The organism is Klebsiella oxytoca (assembly GCF_009707385.1).
In the GTDB taxonomy this organism is placed as follows: Bacteria; Pseudomonadota; Gammaproteobacteria; order Enterobacterales; family Enterobacteriaceae; genus Klebsiella; species Klebsiella oxytoca_C.
The window spans coordinates 4,378,799-4,403,739 of record NZ_CP046115.1 but is presented as its reverse complement, the minus strand read 5'-3'; the positions used below and the strand labels follow the sequence as shown (position 1 = coordinate 4,403,739).

The 24,941-nt window shown below is 56.7% G+C and carries 20 protein-coding genes; 12 read left to right on the top strand and 8 right to left on the bottom strand.

Features of this window, described 5'->3' with window-relative positions:
- Nucleotides 1-296: 296 nt before the first annotated feature.
- The 5 genes from GJ746_RS20520 to GJ746_RS25460 all read right to left on the bottom strand — a co-directional run bounded on the left by GJ746_RS20520 (nt 297) and on the right by GJ746_RS25460 (nt 3,732).
- The gene (locus GJ746_RS20520) at nt 297-1,337 is read right to left on the bottom strand and encodes an NADP(H)-dependent aldo-keto reductase (protein ID WP_154681839.1); all 1,041 of its coding nucleotides are present in this window, start codon (nt 1,335-1,337) and stop codon (nt 297-299) included.
- A 237-nt stretch (nt 1,338-1,574) separates the two neighbouring features.
- Nucleotides 1,575-1,793, bottom strand: coding sequence for a YgdI/YgdR family lipoprotein (locus tag GJ746_RS20515; RefSeq protein ID WP_004105255.1), 219 nt, complete (start codon nt 1,791-1,793; stop codon nt 1,575-1,577).
- A gap of 123 nt (nt 1,794-1,916) precedes the next feature.
- The gene (locus GJ746_RS20510; RefSeq protein ID WP_154681838.1) at nt 1,917-2,630 is read right to left on the bottom strand and encodes a TerC family protein; all 714 of its coding nucleotides are present in this window, start codon (nt 2,628-2,630) and stop codon (nt 1,917-1,919) included.
- Between the two features lie 165 nt (nt 2,631-2,795).
- The gene (gene mutH, locus GJ746_RS20505) at nt 2,796-3,491 is read right to left on the bottom strand and encodes a DNA mismatch repair endonuclease MutH (protein WP_154681837.1); all 696 of its coding nucleotides are present in this window, start codon (nt 3,489-3,491) and stop codon (nt 2,796-2,798) included.
- Between the two features lie 91 nt (nt 3,492-3,582).
- Nucleotides 3,583-3,732, bottom strand: coding sequence for a hypothetical protein (locus GJ746_RS25460; protein ID WP_413773419.1), 150 nt, complete (start codon nt 3,730-3,732; stop codon nt 3,583-3,585).
- Between the two features lie 441 nt (nt 3,733-4,173).
- On the opposite strand from GJ746_RS25460, the gene rppH reads away from it, so the two are divergent.
- From rppH to recD, 12 genes are all read left to right on the top strand, one after another.
- On the top strand, nt 4,174-4,704 hold the full coding sequence (gene rppH / locus GJ746_RS20500) for an RNA pyrophosphohydrolase (protein WP_004124593.1): 531 nt from the start codon (nt 4,174-4,176) through the stop codon (nt 4,702-4,704).
- Between the two features lie 12 nt (nt 4,705-4,716).
- Complete coding sequence (gene ptsP, locus GJ746_RS20495; protein WP_154681836.1) at nt 4,717-6,963, top strand: phosphoenolpyruvate--protein phosphotransferase; 2,247 nt, start codon at nt 4,717-4,719, stop codon at nt 6,961-6,963.
- Nucleotides 6,964-7,264: 301 nt separating this feature from the next.
- Entirely contained in the window at nt 7,265-8,140 is an 876-nt protein-coding gene (gene lgt / locus GJ746_RS20490) for a prolipoprotein diacylglyceryl transferase (protein ID WP_154681835.1), read from the top strand.
- Between the two features lie 6 nt (nt 8,141-8,146).
- Complete coding sequence (gene thyA, locus GJ746_RS20485) at nt 8,147-8,941, top strand: thymidylate synthase (protein WP_004124584.1); 795 nt, start codon at nt 8,147-8,149, stop codon at nt 8,939-8,941.
- A 205-nt stretch (nt 8,942-9,146) separates the two neighbouring features.
- Nucleotides 9,147-9,611, top strand: coding sequence for a prepilin peptidase-dependent protein (locus GJ746_RS20480; protein WP_154681834.1), 465 nt, complete (start codon nt 9,147-9,149; stop codon nt 9,609-9,611).
- A complete protein-coding gene (locus tag GJ746_RS20475) occupies nt 9,602-10,165 on the top strand; it encodes a prepilin peptidase-dependent protein (protein WP_154681833.1) in 564 nt (187 codons plus the stop codon). Before GJ746_RS20480 ends, GJ746_RS20475 begins: the two co-directional genes overlap by 10 nt.
- On the top strand, nt 10,162-10,569 hold the full coding sequence (locus GJ746_RS20470; RefSeq protein ID WP_154681832.1) for a DUF2509 family protein: 408 nt from the start codon (nt 10,162-10,164) through the stop codon (nt 10,567-10,569). The genes GJ746_RS20475 and GJ746_RS20470 overlap by 4 nt, the downstream gene beginning before the upstream one ends.
- The gene (locus GJ746_RS20465; protein ID WP_154681831.1) at nt 10,554-10,877 is read left to right on the top strand and encodes a prepilin-type N-terminal cleavage/methylation domain-containing protein; all 324 of its coding nucleotides are present in this window, start codon (nt 10,554-10,556) and stop codon (nt 10,875-10,877) included. The genes GJ746_RS20470 and GJ746_RS20465 overlap by 16 nt, the downstream gene beginning before the upstream one ends.
- A 12-nt stretch (nt 10,878-10,889) precedes the next feature.
- Nucleotides 10,890-14,264, top strand: coding sequence for an exodeoxyribonuclease V subunit gamma (gene recC / locus GJ746_RS20460; RefSeq protein ID WP_154681830.1), 3,375 nt, complete (start codon nt 10,890-10,892; stop codon nt 14,262-14,264).
- Nucleotides 14,265-14,392: 128 nt separating this feature from the next.
- A complete protein-coding gene (gene ptrA / locus GJ746_RS20455; RefSeq protein WP_154681829.1) occupies nt 14,393-17,278 on the top strand; it encodes a pitrilysin in 2,886 nt (961 codons plus the stop codon).
- Nucleotides 17,275-20,820, top strand: coding sequence for an exodeoxyribonuclease V subunit beta (gene recB, locus GJ746_RS20450; RefSeq protein WP_154681828.1), 3,546 nt, complete (start codon nt 17,275-17,277; stop codon nt 20,818-20,820). Before ptrA ends, recB begins: the two co-directional genes overlap by 4 nt.
- The gene (gene recD / locus GJ746_RS20445; protein WP_154681827.1) at nt 20,817-22,652 is read left to right on the top strand and encodes an exodeoxyribonuclease V subunit alpha; all 1,836 of its coding nucleotides are present in this window, start codon (nt 20,817-20,819) and stop codon (nt 22,650-22,652) included. Before recB ends, recD begins: the two co-directional genes overlap by 4 nt.
- Before the next feature lie 11 nt (nt 22,653-22,663).
- Here the strand turns inward: recD and GJ746_RS20440 are convergent, their stop codons facing one another.
- The 3 genes from GJ746_RS20440 to argA all read right to left on the bottom strand — a co-directional run bounded on the left by GJ746_RS20440 (nt 22,664) and on the right by argA (nt 24,808).
- Nucleotides 22,664-22,975 carry a hypothetical protein gene (locus GJ746_RS20440; protein WP_154681826.1) on the bottom strand — a complete coding sequence of 104 codons (312 nt, stop codon included), beginning with the start codon at nt 22,973-22,975 and terminating at the stop codon, nt 22,664-22,666.
- A gap of 37 nt (nt 22,976-23,012) precedes the next feature.
- The gene (locus GJ746_RS20435; protein ID WP_154681825.1) at nt 23,013-23,327 is read right to left on the bottom strand and encodes a hypothetical protein; all 315 of its coding nucleotides are present in this window, start codon (nt 23,325-23,327) and stop codon (nt 23,013-23,015) included.
- A 149-nt stretch (nt 23,328-23,476) separates the two neighbouring features.
- On the bottom strand, nt 23,477-24,808 hold the full coding sequence (gene argA / locus GJ746_RS20430; protein WP_154681824.1) for an amino-acid N-acetyltransferase: 1,332 nt from the start codon (nt 24,806-24,808) through the stop codon (nt 23,477-23,479).
- Nucleotides 24,809-24,941: the final 133 nt, after the last annotated feature.

The following is a 24,941-nucleotide window of genomic DNA, read 5'->3' as shown; positions in this document are numbered from 1 at the left end:
GCTCGCGCTGCGCTTAGCCGGGCTACCGTTCCGTCTATGCGGTGACGCTGTAGCCCGGATAAGGCGTCAGCCGCAATCCGGGAATATCCCCCCGCATGCGCAGCGCTTAGCCAGGCTGCCGTTCCGTGCATGCGGCGATGTTGTAGCCCGGATAAGGCGTCAGCCGCAATCCGGGAGCTTTTAGAACTTGTAGCCCGGGCAGATGCGTAGCATCGCCTCCGGGAAAGCGGCCTGCGCGGTTGCGCCATTTTGTAGCCCGGTCGCGGCGTTCACGCCACGGCCGGGACTTTACGCTCTTACGGTGCCGGGTAGGTATAAACCTGATGCACCGCTTCAATCTCCGCTAATACCTCTGCGCTCAGCTCCATATGAAGGCTTTCGACATTGGTCTTCAGCTGCTCCATGGTCGTCGCCCCGAGCAGGGTACTGGCGACAAACGGCTGGCGGCGTACGAAGGCCAGCGCCATCTGCGCTGGATCAAGATTGTGCCGCTTCGCGATATCGACATAGGCCGCCACTGCTTTCTGCGTTTGCTCGCCGCTATAGCGCGTAAAGCGGCTGAACAGCGTATTGCGTGCGCCGGCCGGTTTTGCGCCATTGAGGTACTTCCCGGTCAGCGTACCGAACGCGAGGCAGGAATAGGCCAGCAGTTCAACGCCTTCATACTGGCTGACTTCCGCCAGGCCCACTTCATAGCTGCGGTTGACCAGACTGTACGGGTTCTGGATAGTCACAATGCGCGGCAGATCGTGTTTGTCCGCCAGATGGAGATAGCGCATGACGCCAAACGCGGTTTCGTTAGAGACGCCAATATAGCGAATCTTGCCGGCGCGCTGGAATTCAGCCAGCGCTTCCAGGGTATCCAGCAGGGTGACGACCGGCGCGGAATCGGCCCAGGTGTAGCCCAGCTTGCCGAAACAGTTGGTTGGGCGCTGCGGCCAGTGTACCTGATAGAGATCGAGATAATCGGTCTGCAGGCGCTTCAGGCTGTCGTGCAGCGCCTCGCGGATATTTTTACGATCCAGCTTATGGTCAGGACGAATGCTGCTGTCGTTATTGCGGGCAGGGCCGCTGACTTTAGAGGCGATAACCAGCTTCTCGCGGTTACCGCGTTTCGCCAGCCAGTTACCGACGTAGGTTTCCGTCAGGCCCTGGGTTTCCGGGCGCGGCGGGACGGGATACATTTCAGCGACATCAATCAGGTTAATGCCCTGACTGACCGCGTAATCGAGCTGCTCGTGCGCGTCTGCCTCGCTATTCTGCTCACCAAACGTCATTGTGCCCAGCCCCAGCGTGCTGATTTCAAGAGAACTATGTGGGATACGGTGATACTGCATAGCCGGCTTCCTTTTTTTATCAACAAGGTCAGGCGTTCCCCGACAAAGGAATATAAAAATGGCAGAGGGGGAGACAAAGGGGAAGTAAAAAAATCAAAAAAGCCGGGCTGGCTCAGCTGGTCCTGACTAATCCGTACGGATAGATCAGGTTTTTCCCGACTCTTTTCTCAAAGCGGAAGAATTATAAAAGCTGCTCAAGCGGGCGATAAATGACAAATCGCCGTTTAGCTGCGGATATTAACGTTTAATAATCTGCGAAACGTCGTCACGATTGATCTGCATTTTATTGCCCTGCTGATCTTCGTAGCTGATAAGGCCGGTATCATCATCTATGGCGGGCTTGCCGTCGGTCAGAATCATGCGCCCATCTTTGGTCGCCATGACGTAATCGCTGCTGCAACCGGAAACCGAGAACGCCAGTCCTACGGCGGAAATCAATACTGCCCATTTTTTCATCGTTATCACCCCTATTATAGCCGCACCTCGTACCAGTATATTAATAGCCTGATTTGTGAGACATAAAAAGCAGTTATGTCTTAAAAAAGATTGCAGCCCGTTTCCGGACTGCAATCTCGCGGGCTACAGCGGATTTTTTTTATTGCGCAGCAGATTGAGGCTTTCAACCGCAATCGAAAAGAACATAGCGAAATAGATGTAGCCTTTCGGCACGTGCACGTCGAAACTTTCCAGCATCAGCGTGAAGCCAACGAGGATCAGAAACGACAGCGCCAGCATCTTCACCGAAGGATGACGGTCAACAAAATCGCCTATTGAACGAGCGGCAACCATCATCACCAGCACCGCGATCACCACCGCAGCCATCATAATAAACAGGTGGTCTGATAATCCGACGGCGGTGATGACCGAATCGAGACTGAAAATAATATCCAGCAGCATAATCTGCACGATGGCGCCCATAAATGAATGGACGTTGGTCTTCAGCCCCTCTTCTTCACCTTCGATAGATTCATGGATCTCTTTACTCGCTTTCCAGATCAGGAACAGTCCGCCAAGCAGAAGGATCAGATCGCGAAAAGAGATCTCCTGGCCTAACACGGTAAAGAGAGGGTTGGTGAGCTTTACGACCCACGCGATGGACGCCAGTAGCGCCAGCCGCATGAGCATAGCTCCCATTAGCCCGATGCGGCGGGCATGAGCCCGTTGCGCGGTAGGCAGTTTTGCCACAACCAGAGAGAGAAAAATAATATTATCGATCCCGAGCACTATCTCCAGCAGCGTCAGCGTACCAAGCGCCAGCCAGGCGTTGGGATCGGTTACCCATGCAAATAACATCTTTCAAAGTCCTGCAAAATAGAAAGATGCGATTATATGCAACCGTCATGGCAGAACAAAAAATTAATCGTGTCCAGCTTGTTATCCTTCAGGTTGCCTTATTCTGACTACCTACTATTTGCACGCTCGGAGATGCGGTTAACTGCCGTTTAAGGCAACGCAAATTTATTTTGCGGAGAGGAGGAAATGGCGGGCCAGCAGGGCGGCGGTAAAATTTTTCTTCAGATAGAAACCACGCGGTAGCGTGAGAATGGGCTCGCCGTGGGCCCCCACGGCTTCGGTCAGCGCTTTGCTATTCGCCGCTTTTGGACGCAGCTGCAGCACCTCGCCGTGGCGGGCGGTAATGCGCTCGACCTGTCCGAGAACGATCAAATCCATCAGTTCTTCCCAGTCCATACGCAGCTGACGATCTTCTTCTTCACTGGGGCTCCATAGCAGAGGAGAGCCTACGCGGCGATCGGCCAGCGGAATCGATCGTTCTCCCTCTACCGGTACCCACAGTACGCGTTTGAGCTTATGGCGTACGTGGCTGCTCTCCCAGGTGACGCCGCTATTGCCGGTCAACGGTGCGACGCAAACGAAAGTGGTTTCCAGAGGGCGACCAAGGGAGTCGATGGGGATGGTTTTCAGCTCAACGCCTAAGGCGGCGAAATCCTGCTCGGGCTTGCTGCCTGCGCTGGCGCCAAGCCATATCTCCAGCAGGATGCCAATCCAGCCTTTATCACGTTTTAAATCACGCGGAATCGGAATTCCGGCAAGCTGGGCCAGTTCACCCAGCGAATAGCCCGCCAGCTGCTGCGCCTGCGCCAGAAGTTGCTCCTGGCTTTGCGGGGGGAATAAGAGCGGCGCAATGGTCGGCATAACTTAAAACCTCTGGCTAAAAAATGAGCGGTAATTTCATTCGTTGTGGATAGAGTTTACCTTTTATTGGGTAAGTATAACAATGTTATGATTAATATGGATTTTTTCCCGATTTTTTACCGTTGTGAAAATGGTGAAACGGGGTTTTCCAGAACTGGTCACCGACAATGAACAGGATCTTACACCATGTTATCCACAGAAAATTGGGATAACTGGGGAAAAGCCCCACTACTGTTTCCATTTACAGCCTTGACGTGAGAGGAAAATCGAGTTTTTAGACAAAATATGCCCAGCATGCTTGCGTAATCTGTGGATAAAATCAACATTGTTCGATCTTTCATCAGTTCTCGGATCGCTTATGTGATGATCATCACGTTATGCTGTGCTTTATGAAATTTAAACATACTAACATTATGAAAATTATTGGGTTATTTTGTGACGTTAACCGTGCTCTGTTCGGATGATTCCGGGTTTTCCCTGTTTAATTCCGTACTTCTTCACAACTCTATCCACAGAAAAAGTGAATAAAATCGGCCGGGGGAGGCTTTTGCTGTTTATAACTCAGGGTATTACTGTGAGTTATTCAATTGTTATTCGATCTCATCATGTTCACAGAGTGGTTTACCGTTTCCAGCGAGTGTGAAACAATCATTCACATTGAAGCTTATTTTGAGGTAGTCCGGTGATTGATGACGATGGCTACCGCCCAAATGTCGGTATTGTAATCTGTAATCGCCAGGGCCAGGTTATGTGGGCCAGGCGCTATGGTCAGCACTCGTGGCAGTTCCCGCAAGGGGGCATTAATCCAGGAGAATCAGCAGAGCAGGCGATGTATCGGGAATTGTTCGAAGAAGTTGGGTTAAGCCGCAAAGATGTGCGGATCCTGGCTTCAACCCGTAACTGGTTGCGTTACAAATTGCCAAAACGTTTGGTGCGTTGGGACACAAAGCCGGTATGTATCGGCCAGAAACAGAAGTGGTTTCTCCTGCAATTGATTGGCAGTGATGCGGATGTCAATATGCAAACCAGCAGTACACCAGAGTTTGATGGCTGGCGATGGGTAAGCTACTGGTACCCGGTGCGCCAGGTGGTGTCGTTTAAGCGCGACGTATACCGCAGGGTGATGAAAGAGTTCGCCAGCGTCACGATGGCGCTGGCAGAAAGCACGCCCAAGCCGCAAAGCGCGCCTGCATATCGACGTAAAAGAGGTTAAGCCACGCACATTATGCTCACTCGGTTGCGAGAAATAGTCGAGAAGGTCGCGAGTGCGCCGCGTTTAAACGAGGCGCTGGATATCCTGGTAACCGATGTCTGCGCCGCGATGGAGACGGAAGTCTGTTCGGTTTATCTGGCTGACAATGACCGACGCTGTTATTACCTGATGGCGACGCGCGGGTTGAAAAAGCCCCGCGGGCGCATCGTTGCGCTTGCTTTTGATGAAGGCCTGGTGGGCCTGGTGGGTCGCCTGGCGGAACCTATAAACCTCGCCGACGCGCAAAAGCACCCCAGCTTTAAATATATTCCCGCAGTCAAAGAGGGCCGCTTTCGCGCCTTCCTCGGCGTGCCGATTATCCAGCGGCGCCAGCTGCTCGGCGTGCTGGTGGTACAGCAGCGCGAGCTGCGCCAGTTTGATGAAAGCGAAGAGTCTTTTCTGGTCACCCTGGCCACCCAAATCGCCGGCATTCTCTCCCAGTCCCAGCTAAACGCGCTGTTTGGCCAATACCGTCAGACCCGTATCCGCGCGTTGCCCGCATCGTCAGGCGTGGCGATTGCCGAAGGCTGGATGGACGTCAGCCTGCCGCTGATGGAGCAGGTTTATGAAGCCTCGACCCTCGATACCGCTTCCGAGCGCGAGCGGCTGACCGGTGCGCTGGAAGAGGCGGCGAACGAGTTTCGTCGCTACAGCAAGCGCTACTCTGCCGGAGCGCAGAAAGAGACGGCGGCAATCTTTGACCTTTATTCGCACCTTCTTTCCGATGCGCGTCTGCGCCGCGAGCTGTTTGCCGAAGTCGATAAAGGCGCGGTAGCCGAATGGGCGGTGAAGAAGATCATCGAGAAGTTTGCCGAACAGTTTGCTGCGCTCAGCGACGGCTATCTCAAAGAGCGCGCGGGCGATCTACGCACGCTGGGCCAGCGTCTGCTCTTCCATCTCGATGACAGCATTCAGGGGCCCAATACCTGGCCGGAGCGCATCGTGCTGGTGGCGGATGAACTGTCGGCCACCACTTTAGCGGAAGTTCCTCAGGATCGTTTAGCGGGGGTCGTGGTGCGCGATGGCGCGGCCAACTCCCATGCCGCGATTATGGTTCGCGCGCTGGGCATCCCGACGGTTATGGGGGCGGATATTCAGCCTTCGCTGCTGCACGGGCATACCCTGATCGTCGACGGCTACCGCGGCGAGCTGCTGGTCGACCCGGAGCCGGTGCTGCTGCATGAGTATCAGCGCCTGATCAGCGAAGAGAACGAGCTTAGCCGCCTGGCGGAAGACGATCTGCAACGCGCCTCTGAGCTGAAAAGCGGCGAGCGGGTAAAAGTGATGCTCAACGCGGGCCTGAGCCCCGAACATGAAGAAAAGCTCGGCAATTTTGTCGACGGTATCGGTCTTTACCGTACTGAAATCCCCTTTATGCTGCAAAGCGGTTTCCCCTCTGAAGAGGAGCAGGTAGCCCAGTATCAGGGGATGCTGCAGATGTTTAACGACAAATCGGTGACCCTGCGCACGCTGGATATCGGGGCGGATAAACAGCTACCGTACATGCCGATCAGCGAAGAGAATCCGTGCCTTGGCTGGCGCGGAATTCGGATCACGCTCGATCAGCCGGAGATCTTTCTGGTGCAGGTTCGTGCGATGCTGCGCGCCAACGCGGCGACCGGAAACCTCAGTATTCTGCTGCCGATGGTCACTAGCCTGGATGAAGTGGATGAGGCCCGTCGTCTGATCGATCGCGCCAGCCGCGAAGTGGAAGAGATGATCGGCTATGCCATTCCGCGTCCGCGTCTTGGCGTGATGCTGGAAGTACCATCGATGGTGTTTATGCTGCCGCAGCTGGCGAATCGCGTCGATTTTATCTCCGTGGGCACCAACGATTTGACCCAGTACATCCTTGCGGTGGATCGTAACAATACCCGGGTAGCCAGTATGTACGACAGCCTGCATCCGGGCGTGCTGCGGGCGCTGGCGATGATCGCCAGCGACGCCGAGCGATTTGGTATCGATCTCCGCCTGTGCGGAGAGATGGCGGGCGATCCGATGTGCGTAACGATCCTGATTGGTATGGGCTATCGTCATCTGTCGATGAACGGTCGTTCGGTGGCGCGAGTGAAATATCTGCTGCGGCGTATCGATATCAATGAGGCTCAGGAGCTTTCCCAACGTAGCCTGGAAGCGCAGATGACTGCCGAGGTGCGCCATCAGGTTGCCGCTTTTATGGAGCGACGCGGTCTCGGCGGCCTGATCCGCGGCGGCAGATAGCGCTGGCTACGGTTCATGAGTTTGTAGTCCGGACCGGCGCAACGCGCCGCCTCCGGGAATGGCCGGCAAATTTTGTAGCCAGGGTAAGGCGTTAGCCGCGACCCGGGACAACGCTAACGTGGATGTTGCTGGTTTTCCCCGGCCGCTTATTCGCATTCGTATACATATCTTTTACATGCCAGCGCGGATCGCCCTCAGAGCTTATGCTATCATTCGCAGCCTTTGGAGCGCCCGTTTATGGCGTGCGCGAACGATCCCCGCTGTCCACTTTCGGCGGAATAACAAGTCTTTATGGTGACAGATGAATAGTGGCTACCTGCATTTTCCGGAGTTTGATCCGGTAATTTTTTCCATTGGACCGGTCTCCCTCCACTGGTACGGCCTGATGTACCTGGTTGGGTTTGTTTTTGCGATGTGGCTGGCCACCCGTCGGGCCAATCGTCCGGGCAGCGGTTGGACCAAAAACGAAGTTGAAAACCTGCTGTACGCCGGATTCCTCGGGGTTTTCCTCGGCGGGCGTCTTGGCTACGTCTTCTTTTACAATCTGCCGGTTTTCCTTGACGATCCGCTCTATCTGTTCCGCGTCTGGGACGGCGGTATGTCCTTCCACGGCGGCCTGATCGGCGTGATTCTGGTGATGATTATCTTCGCCAAACGCACGAAGCGCACTTTCTTCCAGGTTGCCGATTTCATTGCGCCGCTGATTCCGTTTGGCCTCGGCGCCGGGCGTCTGGGCAACTTTATCAACGGCGAACTGTGGGGCCGCGTCGATCCGAGCTTCCATTACACCATGATTTTTCCCGGTTCTCGCGCGGAAGATCTGGCGCTGCTGCCGTCGCACCCTGAATGGCAATCGCTGTTCGACACCTACGGCGCGCTGCCGCGTCATGCTTCTCAACTGTACGAGATGGCGCTGGAAGGCGTGGTGCTGTTCCTGATTCTGAACCTGTTCATTCGCAAGCCGCGTCCGACTGGCTCAGTCTCCGGCCTGTTCCTGATTGGCTACGGCCTGTTCCGCATCATCGTGGAATTCTTCCGCCAGCCCGACGCGCAGTTTACCGGCGGCTGGGTACAGTACATCAGCATGGGGCAGATTCTTTCGATTCCGATGGTGGTTGCGGGTATCATAATGATGGTCTGGGCGTACCGTTGTCGTCCGCAGCAACAAAATTCTTGAGGAACCATGAAACAGTATCTTGATTTGATGCAGAAAGTGCTCGATGAGGGCACGCAGAAAAATGACCGCACCGGTACCGGCACCGTCTCTATCTTCGGTCACCAGATGCGTTTTAACCTGCAGGAAGGATTCCCGTTGGTGACGACCAAGCGCTGTCATTTACGCTCCATCATCCATGAACTGCTGTGGTTCCTGCAGGGTGACACCAACGTGGCGTATTTGCACGAAAACAACGTCACTATCTGGGACGAATGGGCGGATGAAAACGGCGATCTGGGGCCGGTCTACGGTAAGCAGTGGCGCTCCTGGCCCGCGCCGGACGGCCGTCATATTGACCAGATTAGTACGGTGATGGAGCAGTTGAAAAATGACCCGGACTCCCGCCGTATCATCGTTTCTGCATGGAACGTCGGCGAGCTGAACAAAATGGCGCTGGCCCCGTGCCACGCGTTCTTCCAGTTCTACGTCGCGGACGGCAAGCTCTCCTGTCAGCTGTACCAGCGCTCTTGCGACGTGTTCCTCGGTCTGCCGTTCAATATCGCCAGCTACGCGCTGCTGGTACATATGGTGGCGCAGCAGTGCGATCTGGAAGTCGGCGATTTTGTCTGGACCGGCGGCGACACCCACCTGTACAGCAACCACATGGAACAGACGCACCTGCAGCTGAGCCGTGAACCGCGCGCGCTGCCGAAGCTGGTCATCAAGCGCAAACCGGCATCGATTTTTGACTACCGTTTTGAAGACTTCGAAATCGAAGGCTACGATCCGCATCCGGGAATTAAAGCGCCGGTGGCGATTTAATCAGAAAATAACGACGAAACCGGCGCCTGCGAGCGCCGGTTTTTTTATCCCCCGACCTCACTACAATGCCGTTCTGCGCGTTTTTTGCGAGCAGCCTTCCTGCACTTTTGTAACTCGTTGCAACGTCTTTAATACTCTCCGTAGCGCGACGCAAACCCTCATTTTGCCCTTCGAATAAAGCATCAACAATCCGCATACTCGGCTCATGGACAGAGAACATGGCTATACCCTTATTGAAACCCTGGTCACGATGACGCTGGTCGTTATTCTTGGCTCCAGCGGGCTGTATGGTTGGCGAAGCTGGCAGCAGCAGCAGCGCCTGTGGCAAACCGCCTGCCAGGTTCGCGATTACCTGGTGCTGCTACGCGATGACGCTAACTGGCACAATCGCGATCGAGTGTTAAACAGCGGTCAGAGTGCAGCAGGCTGGTGCCTGAGCGCCAGCGGGACAACTGATTGTAGCGTCAGAAGCGCTTTCACGCTGCAGCCGCTATGGCCGGAAGTCTCCCTCAGCGCGATGACGCCGGGGCTGGGGTTTTATGGCCTGCGTAATACCGCCTGGGCCGGACATATTCGTCTGCAAAGCGCTGCCGGCAAATGGAACATTATTGTTTCTAACTGGGGGCGAATTCGCCTTTGCCGCGGCGAGGAGACGGCATCATGTCTTTAAAATATCGTGGTTTTTCACTGCCAGAAACGCTGATCGCGATGGCTATCAGCGCCGTGCTGCTGCTGGGAAGCGCGCGTTTTCTGCCGGCGCTGCAGTGGGCCGCTCTTCGCCAGACCCGGCAGCTGTCGCTGGAAAATGAACTCTGGCAGCGAGTTTACACCGTAGCTAAGCATCTGCAGCGCGCCGGCTACTGTCGTGGCCGCTGTAGCGGGCAGGCGCTGTATATCGCAGGCGGCGGTGATTGTCTGCTTGTGCGCTGGGATGGCAACAGCGATGGCATCTGGAATAGCTCGCCGTCGTCGGAAGCGGATACCACCGGATTTCGCCTGCGCGACGGGGCGCTGGAAACCCTGCGAGGGGCGGAGGAGTGTAGCGGCAAGGGCTGGGAGAAAATGACCAATCCGGCGGCTATGAAGGTCACCGTATTTCAGGTTACCCGCCAGAATAAGGCGAATTTCTCACCTGAATTATCGATTACGCTGGCGGCGCACTCGGTCGCCGACCCGCAAATCCGCGCACGGGCGGAATACAGCGTAACGGGATATAACCTGTGAATCGCCAGCGCGGGTTCTCATCGCTGCTGATGGTGCTGCTGCTTTTAGCGCTTGGCAGTCTATTGCTTCAGGGGCTTAATCAGCAACAGCGTTCGCTGTTGGCGCAGACGGCCAGCGAAACGCGGGCGCTTCGCGATGCCGCTGGTGCGCATTCCGCGCTGCAGTGGGGAAAGGCGCTCTCCTGGCCGCTGCAGGAAACGCTCAGCTGTCAGCAGAACGCCGCCCTCGGCTGGCGCGCCTGCCTGCGGATCTTTAGCGACGACTCAGTATTGCTGATCGGCGGCAGCGGCGACATGCTGCTGTGGCAGTCAGGCGCGATTGAACAAAACCGTCTACGCTTTTCTCCCCACGGCTGGAGCGATTTTTGCCCGTTAAAGGAGGCGAATTTATGTCAGATGCCGTGAGTCGACAAAGCGGCTTTAGCCTGCCGGAAACGCTGCTGGCGCTGATAATACTGATAGTGACCGTCACCGCGCTGGCGGGCTATCAGCGCGGACTGGCCAACGGTTTTATGCAGCTCAATCAATATCGCCAGCTGTGGCGCGATGCGTGGCGATTTAGTCAGCTTAGCCCAGCGGTGATTCCTGCCGACCGCCAGATGTCCCGTATGCAGACATCGCAGCAAAGATGTGTCAGCATCACGGTAACGATCACGATGCCCGCAGACCGGCGGGCGCAGATGACCCGGCTGCATTGCCCGGTCAGTCAGTAGCCAGGAGTCAATATGTTAAGGGTGTACCACTCAAACCGTCTGGATGTGCTTGAAGCGTTGATGGAGTTTATCGTCGAACGCCAGCGGCTGGATGACCCTTTTATGCCGGAAATGGTGCTGGTGCAGAGTACCGGTATGGCGCAATGGCTACAGATGACCCTGGCGAAACGTTTTGGCATTGCGGCCAATATTGAATTCCCGCTGCCCGCCAGTTTTATATGGGATATGTTCGTACGGGTACTGAAAGATATTCCCGGGGAAAGCGCCTTCAGCAAGCAAAGTATGAGCTGGAAACTCATGACTCTGCTACCCCAGCGGCTGGATGATGACGCTTTTACGCTCCTGCGTCACTATCTGAACGACGATAGCGACAAACGTAAGCTATTCCAACTGGCCGCCAGAGTGGCGGATCTCTACGACCAGTATCTGGTCTACCGTCCCGAATGGCTGATGCGCTGGGAGGCCGACCAGCGTGTGGATGGTCTGGGCGATGCGCAGGAGTGGCAGGCGCCGCTGTGGAAAGCGCTGGTGGAACATACCGCTGAGCTGGGCCAGCCGCTGTGGCACCGCGCCAATTTGTACCAACGCTTTATCAGCGCGCTTGAAGCCGCCGACGAGCTACCCGCCGGGCTGCCGTCGCGGGTATTTATTTGCGGGATTTCGGCGCTGCCGCCGGTGTACCTGCAGGCGCTCCAGGCGCTGGGTAAGCATGTCGACGTTTATGTTCTCTTCACTAACCCGTGCCGCTACTACTGGGGCGATATCAAAGATCCGGCGTTTCTGGCAAAACTGATGTCCCGCCAGCGCCGCCACCACCGCGAAACGGCACGAGAGCTGCCGCTGTTTCGCGACACGGAACAGGCTCCGGGGTTATTCAACGACGCCGGAGAGCAGGATATCGGCAATCCGCTACTGGCCTCCTGGGGTAAGCTGGGGCGCGACTATATCTATCTGCTGGCGGGTCTTGAGCGCTATGAAGAGCTGGACGCTTTTGTCGATATCGTGCCGGACAACCTGCTGCATAATCTTCAGGCGGACATTCTCCAATTGCGCAATGCGGCAGTGGCCGGGCGCAGCGCCGAGGAGTTTGCCAATAGCGGTAGCAAACGGCTTTTAGCGGTGAATGACCGCAGCCTGACGATTCATGTTTGCCACAGTCCGCAGCGCGAGGTAGAGGTGCTGCACGACCGGCTGCTGGCGATGCTGGAAGATAACCCCGATCTCACGCCGCGCGATATTATCGTCATGGTAGCGGATATCGACAGCTATAGCCCTTATATCCAGGCGGTCTTCGGCAGCGCCAGCGGAGAACGCTGGCTGCCGTGGGCGATTTCTGACCGCCGCGCTCGTGAATCGCATCCGGCGCTGCAGGCGTTTATAACCCTCCTTTCCCTTCCCGATAGCCGTTTTGCCAGCGAAGACGTGCTGGCGCTTCTGGACGTTCCGGTGCTGGCCGCGCGCTTTAACATTGACGAAGAGGGGCTGCGCTACCTGCGCCAGTGGGTTAACGAATCCGGCGTGCGCTGGGGCATGGATGATGACAACGTGCGTGAACTCGATCTCCCGGCAACCGGCCAGCATACGTGGCGCTTTGGCCTGACGCGTATGCTATTAGGCTATGCCATGGACAGCAGCGAGGGGGAGTGGCGCGCGGTGCTGCCTTATGACGAATCGAGCGGGCTTATCGCCGAACTGGTCGGCAACCTGGCGTCGCTGCTGATGCAGCTTAATCTTTGGCGTCGCGGGCTGGCCCAGGATCGCCCGCTAGCCGAGTGGCTGCCGGTATGCCGTGACCTGCTGAACGACTTTTTCCTTCCGGATAGCGAAACGGAAGCCGCCCTGGCGTTGATTGAACAGCAGTGGCAGGCGGTGATTGACGGCGGCGTCGAGGCTCAGTATGGCGAAACGGTACCGCTCTCTTTGCTGCGCGATGAGCTGTCCCAGAGGCTCGATCAGCAGCGCATTAGCCAGCGCTTTCTTGCCGGACCGGTAAATATTTGTACCCTGATGCCGATGCGTTCAATTCCTTTCAAGGTGGTCTGTCTGCTGGGGATGAACGACGGCGTTTATCCGCGAACCCTGGCGCCGCTGGGCTTCGACCTGATGAGCCAGAAGCCGCAGCGCGGCGACCGTAGCCGTCGTGATGACGACCGCTATCTGTTCCTTGAAGCTCTGATGTCGGCCGAGCAGAAGCTGTATATCAGCTATATTGGCCGTTCAATTCAGGATAACAGCGAGCGCTATCCCTCGGTTCTGGTCCAGGAACTGGCGGACTATATTGGTCAGAGCCACTGTCTGGAAGGAGATGAAGCTCTGGATTGCGATGCCAGCGAACGCCGCGTAAAAGAACACATCACTCATCTGCATACCCGTATGCCTTTCGATGCCGAGAATTTTCTGGCGAACGAAGAGCAAAGCTATGCCCGGGAATGGCTGGCGGCCGCCAGCCAGCAGGGAGAAGCGCACGGTGATTTTATCCAGCCTCTACCGATGCCGGAGATTGAACATTTGCCTCTCGAACAGCTGCTACGCTTTTGGCAGCATCCGGTTCGCGCCTTCTTTCAGCAGAGGCTAAGGGTTAATTTCCGCTCGGAGGAGAGCGAGATCCCTGACGATGAACCTTTTATCCTCGAAGGCCTGAGCCGCTATCAGCTGAATCAGCAGCTGCTTAATACGCTGATTGAACAACAGGACGCCTCGGCGATGTACCGCCGTTTCCGGGCCGCCGGGGAACTGCCCTATGGCGCTTTCGGCGAACTGGCCTGGGAGACCCAGCGCCAGGAGATGCAAAACCTGGCCGAACGGGTGATTGCCTGTCGCCAGCCGGGACAAAGTATGGAAATCGATCTGCAATGTAACGGAGTCAACATTACTGGCTGGCTACAGCAGGTACAATCCGATGGTTTGCTGCGCTGGCGCCCATCGCTATTAAGCGTGGCGCAGGGAATGCAACTTTGGCTGGAGCATCTTGTCTATTGTGCTAGCGGCGGTACCGGTGAAAGTCGGCTGTTTGTGCGCAAAGAAGGGGAGTGGCGTTTTCCCCCACTGGCGCAGGAGCAGGCTCAGGGATACCTGAACGAGCTTGTGGACGGTTACCGGCAGGGGATGTCTGAACCGTTGCTGCTGCTGCCGGAGAGCGGCGGCGCATGGCTAAAAGTCTGTTATGACGCCGAAAAGGATGTCATGTTAATGGACGAAGAGACGCAGCAAAAAGCGCGCAGTAAATTTCTTCAGGTTTATGAAGGTAACATGGTGGTCAGCGGCGAAGGTGCCGATGTCTGGTATCAGCGTCTGTGGCGCACCCTGGAGCCGGAATACTATGAAGAGATCCTTGCGCAAACGCAGCGATATTTGCTGCCGGTGTTTCGTTTCCATCAGTCCGAATAACATTGTAATAGTATAAAAATTGCGCAATAGATGGTACTTCATTTATGATGCTCAACGAATCACGGACTGATGTTTGATAAAAGCTGCATATTGTGCAGCGCCAGGTTTGTTAATGATGAGGTCCGTGAATGCCCCGCAGTTTATGGTTCAAGGTTATTGTTGTACTGGCCGCCCTCTGGGCGCCGTTAAGTCAGGCAGACACCGGATGGCAACCGATTCAGGAAACCATCCGTAAAAGCGAAAAAGATACCCGGCAATATCAGGCGATTCGCCTCGATAACGGCATGGTGGTTTTGCTGGTTTCCGATCCCCAGGCGGTTAAATCGCTGTCGGCGCTGGTCGTTCCCGTGGGGTCGCTGCAGGATCCCGCAGAGCATCAGGGGCTGGCCCACTTCCTGGAGCATATGACGCTGATGGGGTCGAAAAAGTATCCCCAGGCAGACAGCCTCGCCGAATACCTCAAAATGCACGGCGGCAGCCACAACGCCAGTACCGCGCCGTATCGCACCGCGTTTTATCTTGAAGTGGAAAACGATGCCCTCGACGGGGCGGTCGATCGCCTGGCCGACGCCATCGCCGCGCCGCTGCTGGATAAAAAATATGCCGATCGCGAGCGTAATGCGGTTAATGCGGAGCTAACGATGGCGCGAACCCGCGACGGGATGCGGATGGCGCAGGTCAGCGCAGAAACCATCAACCCGGCGCACCCCGGTTCGCAGTTTTCCGGCGGTAACCTTGAGACGCTGAGCGACAAGCCTAGTAAACCAGTGCTTGATGCGCTGCACGCTTTTCGCGATAGCTGGTACTCCGCCAACCTGATGAAAGCGGTGATCTACAGCAACAAGCCTCTACCGGAGCTGGCCGGCATCGCAGCGGCTACCTACGGTCGCGTGCCGAACCACGATATCAGCAAACCGGAAATTACCGTCCCGGTGGTGACCGATGCGCAAAAGGGCATCATCATTCACTATGTTCCGGCGATGCCGCGCAAAGTGCTGCGCGTGGAATTTCGCATTGATAACAATAGCGATAAGTTCCGCAGCAAAACCGACGAGCTGGTTACCTACATGATAGGCAACCGCAGTCCCGGTACGCTCTCTGACTGGCTGCAAAAGCAGGGGCTGGTTGAAGGCATTCGCGCGGACTCCGACCCGGTGGTCAACGGCAACAGCGGGGTGCTGGCCATTTCCGCTACTCTGACGGATAAAGGGCTGGCGCACCGCGATGAAGTCACCGCGGCTATCTTCAGCTACCTGAATCTGCTGCGTAGCCAGGGAATTGATAAACGCTATTTTGATGAACTTGCCCACGTGCTGGCGCTCGACTTCCGCTATCCGTCTATTAACCGCAATATGGATTACGTCGAATGGCTGGCGGACACCATGATCCGCGTGCCGGTCGAACATACGCTGGACGTGGTCAATATCGCCGATCGCTACGATCCGCAGGCGATCAAAGACCGCCTGGCGATGATGACGCCGCAAAATGCCCGTATCTGGTATATCAGCCCGCAAGAGCCGCATAACAAAACCGCCTATTTCGTTAATGCGCCCTACGAGGTGGACAAAATCAGCGAGCAGACTTTTGCCGACTGGCAGCAGAAATCCAGCGCTATCGATCTCAAGCTGCCGGTGCTGAATCCCTATATCCCGGACGATTTCACTTTAATCAAAAGCGACAGGTCTTACCCGCATCCGCAGCTGATTGTTGATGAACCAACGCTGCGGGTGATTTACGCGCCGAGCCAGTACTTTGCCAGCGAGCCGAAAGCGGATATTTCGCTGGTGCTGCGTAACCCGCAGGCGATGGATAGCGCCCGCCGTCAGGTAATGTTTGCCCTCAATGATTATCTGGCGGGTATTGCGCTTGACCAGCTTAGCAACCAGGCGGCAGTCGGGGGGATTAGCTTCTCTACCGGTGCTAATAATGGACTGATGGTGAACGCCAACGGCTATACGCAGCATCTGCCGGAGCTGTTTAACGCGCTGCTCGATGGCTACTTTAGCTATACGCCTACCGAAGAACAGCTGGAGCAGGCCAAATCCTGGTACGCTCAGATGATGGATTCGGCGGACAAAGGCAAAGCCTACGACCAGGCGATTATGCCGATACAGATGGTTTCTCAGGTGCCGTACTTCCGGCGTGAAGATCGCCGGGCGCTGCTGCCCTCTATTACGCTGAAAGAGGTGCTGGAATACCGCGATAATCTCAAAGCGAAAGGGCGTCCGGAGCTGTTGGTGATTGGTAATCTTACCGCCGATCAATCAACCGCCATGGCGCGACAGATCCAAAAACAGCTGGGAGCGGACGGTAACGAATGGTGCCGTAACAAAGATGTCCTGATAGACAGCAAACAGCTGGCGATTTTTGAAAAAGCGGGCAACAGCACCGATTCCGCGCTGGCCGCCGTCTTCGCGCCGCCGAACGTGGACGAATATACCAGCTCTGCCGCAAGTTCTCTTCTCGGGCAAATCGTGCAGCCGTGGTTTTATAACCAGCTGCGTACCGAAGAACAGCTGGGCTATGCGGTCTTTGCTTTCTCGATGAACGTCGGCCGCCAGTGGGGAATGGGCTTCCTGCTGCAAAGCAATGACAAGCAGCCAGCATTCCTCTGGCAGCGCTTCCAGGCCTTCTTCCCGACGGCGGAAGCCAAACTGCGGGCAATGAAGCCGGAAGAGTTTGCGCAGATTCAGCAGGCGGTTATCAGCCAGATGCAGCAAGCGCCGCAAACGCTGAGCGATGAAGCATCTAAGCTAAGCAAAGATTTCGATCGCGGTAATATGCATTTCGATTCACGTGATAAAGTAGTGGCTCAGATTAAACTGCTGACGCCGCAAAAGCTTGCCGACTTCTTCCATCAGACGGTGGTGGATCCGCAGGGCATGGCAATTCTCTCCCAGATTTCCGGTAGCCAGAATGGCAAGGTGGAATATGCACATCCGCATGATGGCAAAGTCTGGGAGAACGTCAGCGCATTGCAGAAATCCTTACCCCTGATGCGAGAGAATGAATGACCGAAACCGCCGAGTCTCTTGACCCCCTGCGCTTGCCCCTGACGGGCGAGCGCCTGATAGAAGCCTCTGCGGGCACCGGAAAAACCTTTACCATCGCCGCACTCTATCTGCGGCTATTGCTGGGGCTGGGCGGTGAAGCCGCCTTTCCCCGGCAGGTCAGCGTTGAAGAGCTGCTGGTGGTGACCTTTACCGAAGCGGCGACCGAAGAGCTGCGCGGGCGTATTCGCAGCAACATCCACGAGCTGCGCATCGCTTGCCTGCGCGGCAGTACCGAAGATCCTCTTTACGCCAGGCTGCTGGCGGAAATCGCCGATAAAAACCAGGCGGCGCAAACGCTGTTGCTGGCCGAGCGCCAGATGGACGAAGCGGCGGTGTTTACCATTCACGGCTTCTGTCAGCGGATGCTGAGCCTTAACGCCTTTGAATCGGGAATGCTGTTCGAACAGCAGCTGATTGAGGATGAATCTCGTCTGCGCTATCAGGCCTGCGCTGACTTCTGGCGTCGTCACTGTTATCCGCTACCGCGCGATATCGCCGCGGTTATTCACGAGGCGTGGAAAGGGCCGCGCGATCTGCTGAAATCCATCGACCGCTGGCTACAGGGGGAAGCGCCGCAGCTTAAATCTCCGCCACCCGCCGAAGAAACGCTGGCTGAACGCCATCAGCAAATTATCGAGCGTATTAACGCGCTTAAGCAGCAGTGGCTGGAACAGGCGGGTGAGGTTGAGGCGGTGCTGGAAAATTCCGGCCTCGACCGGCGTAAGTTCAATCGCGGCAACCAGGGAAAATGGCTGGAGAAAGTGAATGCCTGGGCGCAGGAAGAGACCCTGAGCTACCAGCTCCCGGATGCGCTGGAAAAGTTCTCTCAGGCCTTCCTGCTTGAGCGCACCAAAGCGGACGGCGCGCCGCCGGTACACCCATTATTCAGCGCGGTAGAAGAGCTGCTGACGACACCGTTGACCTTAACCGATCTGGTGATCGCCCGGGCGATGGTCGAAATTCGCGATACGGTAGCGCGGGAGAAACGTCGTCGCGGTGAGCTGGGCTTTGACGACATGCTCAGCCGCCTGGATGACGCCCTGCGCGGAGAAAGCGGAGAAGCGCTGGCGAGCGCGATTCGGCAACGCTTTCCGGTCGCAATGATCGATGAATTCCAGGATACCGACCCACAGCAGTACCGAATTTTTCGGCGTATCTGGCGGCGGCAGGCCGATACCGCGCTGCTGCTGATTGGCGACCCCAAACAGGCTATTTATGCCTTCCGCGGCGCGGATATTTTTACCTATATGAAGGCGCGCGGGGACGTCACCGCCCACTATACGCTTGATACCAACTGGCGCTCCGCGCCGGGGATGGTTGACAGCGTTAATCGTCTGTTTAGCCTCAGCGATAACCCTTTTATGTTTCGCGAAATCCCGTTCCTGCCGGTGAAATCGGCCGAGAAAAATCAGGGGCTGCGCTTTACCGTGGATGATGCGGCGGTGCCGGCGATGAACATCTGGCTGATGTCGGGCGAGGCCGTGGGCTCAGGAGACTACCAGGCATTTATGGCTCAGCTGTGCGCGGCGCAAATTCGCGACTGGCTCAGCGCGGGCCAGCAGGGTAAGGCGCTGCTGTGGCGCGGCGAAAAGGCGGAGCCGGTGCGGGCTTCTGATATCACGGTGCTGGTGCGTAACCGTCAGGAGGCGTCATTAATTCGCGATGCCCTTCAGCTGCTGTCGATTCCTTCCGTGTATCTTTCCAACCGCGATAGCGTATTTGAAACGCCGGAGGCGCAGGAGCTGCTGTGGCTGCTGCAGGCGGTGCTGGCCCCCGAGCGTGAAAATACCCTGCGCAGCGCGCTGGCGACCTCAATGTTCGGCCTCAATGCGCAGGATATTGAAAACCTCAATCACGACGAACGGGCGTGGGATGCGCTGGTAGAGGAGTTTAGCGGCTACCGGCAAATCTGGCGCCAGCGCGGCGTGATGCCGATGCTGCGCGCGCTGATGACCGCGCGGCGCATCGCTGAAAATCTGCTGGCGACCAGCGGCGGCGAGCGGCGTCTGACCGATATCCTGCATATCAGCGAGCTGCTTCAGGAGGCGGCGAACCAGCTGGAGAGCGAACATGCGCTGGTGCGCTGGCTGGCGCAGCATATTGCCGAGCCGGATAGCAACGCCTCCAGCCAGCAGATGCGCCTGGAGAGCGATAAACACCTGGTGCAGATTGTCACCATCCACAAATCGAAAGGGCTGGAGTATCCGCTGGTCTGGCTGCCGTTTATTGCGCGTTTCCGTAAACAGGATCAGGCGTTTTATCATGACAGAAAAACCTTTGCCGCCGTGCTCGACCTTGGTCAGGATGAGGGCAGCCTGGAGCTGGCGGAGGCCGAACGTCTGGCGGAAGACTTACGTCTGCTGTACGTGGCGCTGACCCGTGCGGTCTGGCACTGCAGCCTTGGCGTTGCGCCGCTCAGTACCCGTCGCAGCGATAAGCCCGGCGCCAGCGATTTTCACCACAGCGCGCTGGGTCGCCTGCTGCAGGGTGGGGAAGCGATGGATGCCGCGGGGCTGATGGCGCGCCTGCAGGCGTTCTGCCGCGGCGACATTGCTCTACAGATCCCGGATGTGGCCGTACAGAGCCCGTGGCAGGCACCGAGAGCGGAACTGCCGCCGCTTTCGGCCAGGATGCTCGAACGTTCGGTGGTCGATGACTGGCGAGTCACCAGCTACTCTGGCCTGCAGCAAAATGGGCACAGTGCGGCGCAGGATCTGCTGCCGCGTCTGGATGTCGATGCCGCCGGAGTCGGTGAGGTGGCGGAGGAGCCGCAGCTTACGCCGCACCAGTTCCCGCGCGGCGCATCGCCGGGAACGTTTCTGCACAGCCTGTTTGAAGATATTGATTTTACCCAGCCGGTACCCGCCGACTGGATGGCGGAAAAGCTTCAGCTTAGCGGCTTCGAGGAAAAGTGGACACCGGTGCTGACCGAGTGGCTCGACGGCGTGCTGCGCACTCGCCTGCCGGGAGCGGAGATCGCCCTGAATCAGCTGAGCGAGCGCGATAAACAGGTGGAGATGGCTTTTTATCTACCCATTGAACGGCCGCTGGATCCCCTGCGCCTGGATGCGCTGATTCGCCAGTACGATCCGCTCTCCGTGGATACCCCAGCGCTCGATTTTCGCCAGGTACGCGGCATGTTGAAGGGATTTATTGACTTAGTGTTTCGCCATGATGGCCGCTATTATCTGCTGGATTACAAATCTAACTGGCTGGGGGAAAACCGCGATGCCTATACCCAGGAGGCGATGAAAGAGGCAATGCGTTCGCATCGTTACGATTTGCAGTATCAGCTCTATAGCCTGGCGTTGCACCGATATTTACGCCACCGTATTGCCGATTATGACTATGAACGCCATTTTGGCGGCGTTATTTATCTTTTTTTACGCGGCATGGACGGGCAGGACGGCGGGCAGGGTATTTTCACCACGCGTCCAGCGCGACCGCTGATTGACGGCCTCGATGCGCTGTTTGCCGGGGAAACGCAGGAGGTTGCCCTATGACCATAGATGAACTTTTACTGCAGGCGGTTGAACAGCGCCTGCTGCGCCCGCTGGATGTCCAGTTTGCGCTCATGGTGGCGCAAGAAGCGCATCCGGCGGTGAAGCTGACCGCCGCAATCCTCAGCCGCGACGCCGGTGAAGGGCACGTCTGCCTGCCGATCTCACGTCTCCAGGATGATGAACTGCTGAACGGTAAAACGGCAGAGCTAAGCCAGCAGCTCCTTGCACTGACAGGTAAGCCGGACACCTGGTTGCCGCTGCTGCTCGATTCTGAAGCGGTCAGCCGCGGTGAGCGACCGGCGCCGATGATCCTCTGCGGCGAACGGCTCTATCTCAACCGGATGTGGCGCAACGAATTAACCGTCGCGCGCTTTTTTAACGAAGCCAATCAGGTTCTGGACGTTGATGAAACCCGGCTGGCCGCGACCCTCGACGCGCTTTTTCCGCCGGGGGATGAAGTTGACTGGCAAAAAGTAGCTGCTGCGGTTGCCCTGACCCGCCGGATTTCGGTGATTTCCGGCGGCCCCGGTACCGGTAAAACTACGACCGTCGCTAAACTGCTGGCCGCGCTGATCCAGACCAGCGCCAGCCCGCGCTGCCGTATTCGCCTGGCGGCGCCGACCGGTAAAGCCGCCGCGCGTCTGACCGAGTCTCTTGGCGCGGCGCTGCGCCGTCTTCCGCTCACCGAAGAACAAAAAACGCTGGTGCCGACCGAGGCAAGCACTCTCCATCGCCTGTTGGGCGCTCAGCCGGGAAGCCAGCGGATGCGCTATCACGCCGGTAACCCGCTGCATCTTGACGTGCTGGTAGTAGATGAAGCCTCAATGATTGACCTGCCGATGATGTCGCGCCTGATCGACGCGCTGCCTGCGCATGGAAGGGTTATTTTCCTCGGCGATCGCGATCAGCTGGCTTCGGTAGAAGCCGGTGCGGTGCTGGGCGATATCTGCGCGTGGGTGAATGCTGGATATACCCCGGAGCGGGCGGCGCAGCTCGCGCGGTTAACCGGTCAGCCGGTTCCGGCAGGCGAGGGTAATATGGCCGGTTCGCTCCGCGATAGCCTGTGCCTGCTGCAGAAAAGCTACCGTTTCGGTCGCCATTCCGGTATCGGCCATCTGGCCTCGGCGGTGAACAGCGGTGAACGCCGGGCGGTCAGGGAGACGCTACGTCAATCTTTTGCCGATATTGCCCTGCATCCGCTCAGTACCAGCGAGGAATATGAAGCGATGCTGAATCAGGCGCAGGCGGGCTACGACCGCTTCCTGCAGCTGCTGCGCGCCCGGGCAGAGCCCGAAGAAATGATCGCCGCTTTTGGCGAATTCCAGCTGCTGTGTGCGCTGCGCGAGGGCCCGTATGGCGTCAGCGGAGTTAATGAACAGCTGGAGCAGATGCTCAACCGTAAGCGGGCGATTACGTTACCGCGCCATTCGCGCTGGTATGAGGGGCGCCCGGTGATGATCTCCCGCAACGACAGCGCGCTGGGGCTGTTTAACGGCGACATCGGTATCGCGCTGGAAAGAGGCGAAGGCCTGCGCGTCTGGTTCCCGCTGCCCGATGGCAGCATCAAGTCGGTACAGCCAAGCCGTCTGCCGGAGCACGATACCGCCTGGGCGATGACGGTGCATAAATCGCAGGGGTCGGAGTTCGATCACGCGGCGCTGATCCTGCCTTCGCGCAGCGTGCCGCTGGTGACCCGCGAACTGGTTTATACCGCGATAACCCGCGCTAAGCAGCAGCTGTCGATCTACGCTGACGAACAGGTACTGACCCAGGCGGTTGTCGCGCGTACCGAACGCCGCAGCGGACTGGCGGATATTTTTTCCGCCGGGTGAGAGCCCGGCGGCTAATAGGGCGCCAGTAAAGGCATCAGCCATAGCAGCGAGATGGAATTCATGGCGAGAAAATACTTTGCCGAGCCTTTGGGGATCGGAGGCGTTGAGACATTAGCCACCACGATAATCAGGGTTGAAATCACAAGGTTAACGATCGACAGGACGATGAAAACAAAGAAAATGAACAGCCCGGCTCCCAGGGCGCTTCCGGAAGCGCCGCTGCTGCCCATCATCATCAGCAGAACGAGTAGCCAGGGATAAAGCGCAATAACGGTGACGATTAGCTTTATATTCTTCACAAACCAGTTTGGTGATTTCTGCATAATGAGTACACATCCTTTGTGTTTTGCAATGAAACGCTCAAAGATTAAATATCGGGGAAATTATCCACAATAAAGAAATAGAGTTTATTGCCCAGAAATAACCGGCGTTTCCTTTTTCTCTGGTCGTGATAAATACATTAACCAGCATGATGAAAATTATGGAAATAATAATATTAATGAATGACAGGGCGGCCAGCGCGCAAGCAAACGCCGCGCCTGCGCTGAAAAATCCGCCTGCGGGTTTATCCCTGACATTAAGAAAGACCAACACCATCAGCAGCCAGGGATATAAAGAGAGTAGTGCGGCAATTATTCGCCTGTAGCGAGGGGAATCGTTTTCAGAAAGGATCATTCAGGCTGCTCTCCGTGCTTATATTGCAACTCCGTTCTTAAGCTAATATAAGCGAGGCCAGCGGTCAGGGGAATAGATTAAAAAATACCAGGTTGTTGGACGAGAGAGATTTATCCCCGGTTACGGATGCGCTTCCGGGGATAATATTATCAGGCCAGATCTGCCATCAGCACCTTTGAGCGGCGCTGGTAGTTATACATCTGCTTCTTGCTCTCCGGCAACAGGTCGACGTCTACCGGCGTAAACCCGCGCTCCTGGAACCAGTGAATGCTGCGGGTAGTGAGGACAAACAGTTTACTGAGGCCCATTTGTTTCGCCTGAGCGGCAATACGTTCGAGCAGCATTTCGCCGCGCGAAGAGCTACGGTAATCCGGATGCACCGCTACGCAGGCCATTTCGCCAATTCTCTCTTCCGGGAACGGATAGAGCGCGGCGCAGGCGATAGTCGTGTTGTCGCGCTGAATAATGGTGAATTTATCTATTTCCATCTCCAGCTGTTCGCGCGACCGCCTGACCAGAATTCCCTGCTGTTCCAGCGGGCTAATCAGCTCAAGGATGCCGCCGATATCGTTAATGGTCGCGCGACGGATCTGCTCGGCGCTCTCCATCACTATCTGCGTACCGATCCCATCGCGCGAGAACAGCTCTTGCAGGAGGGAGCCGTTTTCCTGATAGCTTATCAGGTGGCAGCGGCGCACTCCGCTGCGGCAGGCTTTTACCGCACCGCGCAGGAAACGTACCGTCCCGGAGCTGTAGTCTTCGCCCGCCTCCATCTCTTCTACCCGCGCCTGAGCTTCATTGGGAAACAGCTCAGGGACGATCTCGCCATCCTGGCTGTAAACCCCCTGCGATGAGCAGAAGCCAATCATCTTTTCGGCTTTCAGCTTAATCGCCAGCTGGGTGGCAATCTCTTCGGAGGTCAGGTTAAAGCTTTCGCCGGTGACCGACACCGCCACCGGGCCCATCAGCACAATCGCGCCGTTATCCAGCTGACGGTGAATAGCTTCTTCATCAATACGGCGGATGCGCCCGCTGTGGCAGTAATCCACGCCGTCATCCACGCCCAACGGCTGCGCGATAATGAAATTGCCGCTGACCACATTGATATGCGCGCCCTGCAGCGGGGTATTGTTGAGGCTCATCGACAGGCGGGCGGTAATTTCCAGCTGCAGCATACCTGCCGCCTGCTTAACCAGCTCAAGGGTTTTGGCGTCAGTCACTCGGGTTTGTTTATGATAAACCGGCTCGTGGCGATGTTCAGCCAGATTGGCGTCAATTTGCGGGCGGGCGCCATAGACCACCACCAGACGAATTCCCAGGCTGTGGAGCAGGCCAATATCATTGACTATGCTGGAAAAATTATCATGCTCGATAGCTTCTCCGCCCAGCATGATGACAAACGTTTTACCCCGATGGGCGTTAATATAGGGGACAGAATGGCGGAATCCCTCTACCAGTTCGGTGCGACGTTCCTTCACCATGGCACAACCTCAATGCATGATTATTCGTAATTAATGTATTTTTATTCTGTTTTTCCAGCAAACGCAAGCCCCAATTTTTTGCTGAACCGAGAAAACAGTGTGAGCCAAATCAGGCTGTCAAAGATTGTTTACC

Coding starts and splice junctions, on each gene's coding strand:
- GJ746_RS20520 (WP_154681839.1), bottom strand. CDS start 1,337: ATGCAGTATCACCGTATCCCACATAGTTCTCTTGAAATCAGCACGCTG.
- GJ746_RS20515 (WP_004105255.1), bottom strand. CDS start 1,793: ATGAAAAAATGGGCAGTATTGATTTCCGCCGTAGGACTGGCGTTCTCG.
- GJ746_RS20510 (WP_154681838.1), bottom strand. CDS start 2,630: ATGTTATTTGCATGGGTAACCGATCCCAACGCCTGGCTGGCGCTTGGT.
- mutH (WP_154681837.1), bottom strand. CDS start 3,491: ATGCCGACCATTGCGCCGCTCTTATTCCCCCCGCAAAGCCAGGAGCAA.
- GJ746_RS25460 (WP_413773419.1), bottom strand. CDS start 3,732: ATGGAAACAGTAGTGGGGCTTTTCCCCAGTTATCCCAATTTTCTGTGG.
- ptsP (WP_154681836.1), top strand. CDS start 4,717: ATGCTCACTCGGTTGCGAGAAATAGTCGAGAAGGTCGCGAGTGCGCCG.
- lgt (WP_154681835.1), top strand. CDS start 7,265: ATGAATAGTGGCTACCTGCATTTTCCGGAGTTTGATCCGGTAATTTTT.
- thyA (WP_004124584.1), top strand. CDS start 8,147: ATGAAACAGTATCTTGATTTGATGCAGAAAGTGCTCGATGAGGGCACG.
- GJ746_RS20480 (WP_154681834.1), top strand. CDS start 9,147: ATGGACAGAGAACATGGCTATACCCTTATTGAAACCCTGGTCACGATG.
- GJ746_RS20475 (WP_154681833.1), top strand. CDS start 9,602: ATGTCTTTAAAATATCGTGGTTTTTCACTGCCAGAAACGCTGATCGCG.
- GJ746_RS20465 (WP_154681831.1), top strand. CDS start 10,554: ATGTCAGATGCCGTGAGTCGACAAAGCGGCTTTAGCCTGCCGGAAACG.
- recC (WP_154681830.1), top strand. CDS start 10,890: ATGTTAAGGGTGTACCACTCAAACCGTCTGGATGTGCTTGAAGCGTTG.
- ptrA (WP_154681829.1), top strand. CDS start 14,393: ATGCCCCGCAGTTTATGGTTCAAGGTTATTGTTGTACTGGCCGCCCTC.
- recB (WP_154681828.1), top strand. CDS start 17,275: ATGACCGAAACCGCCGAGTCTCTTGACCCCCTGCGCTTGCCCCTGACG.
- recD (WP_154681827.1), top strand. CDS start 20,817: ATGACCATAGATGAACTTTTACTGCAGGCGGTTGAACAGCGCCTGCTG.
- GJ746_RS20440 (WP_154681826.1), bottom strand. CDS start 22,975: ATGCAGAAATCACCAAACTGGTTTGTGAAGAATATAAAGCTAATCGTC.
- GJ746_RS20435 (WP_154681825.1), bottom strand. CDS start 23,327: ATGATCCTTTCTGAAAACGATTCCCCTCGCTACAGGCGAATAATTGCC.
- argA (WP_154681824.1), bottom strand. CDS start 24,808: ATGGTGAAGGAACGTCGCACCGAACTGGTAGAGGGATTCCGCCATTCT.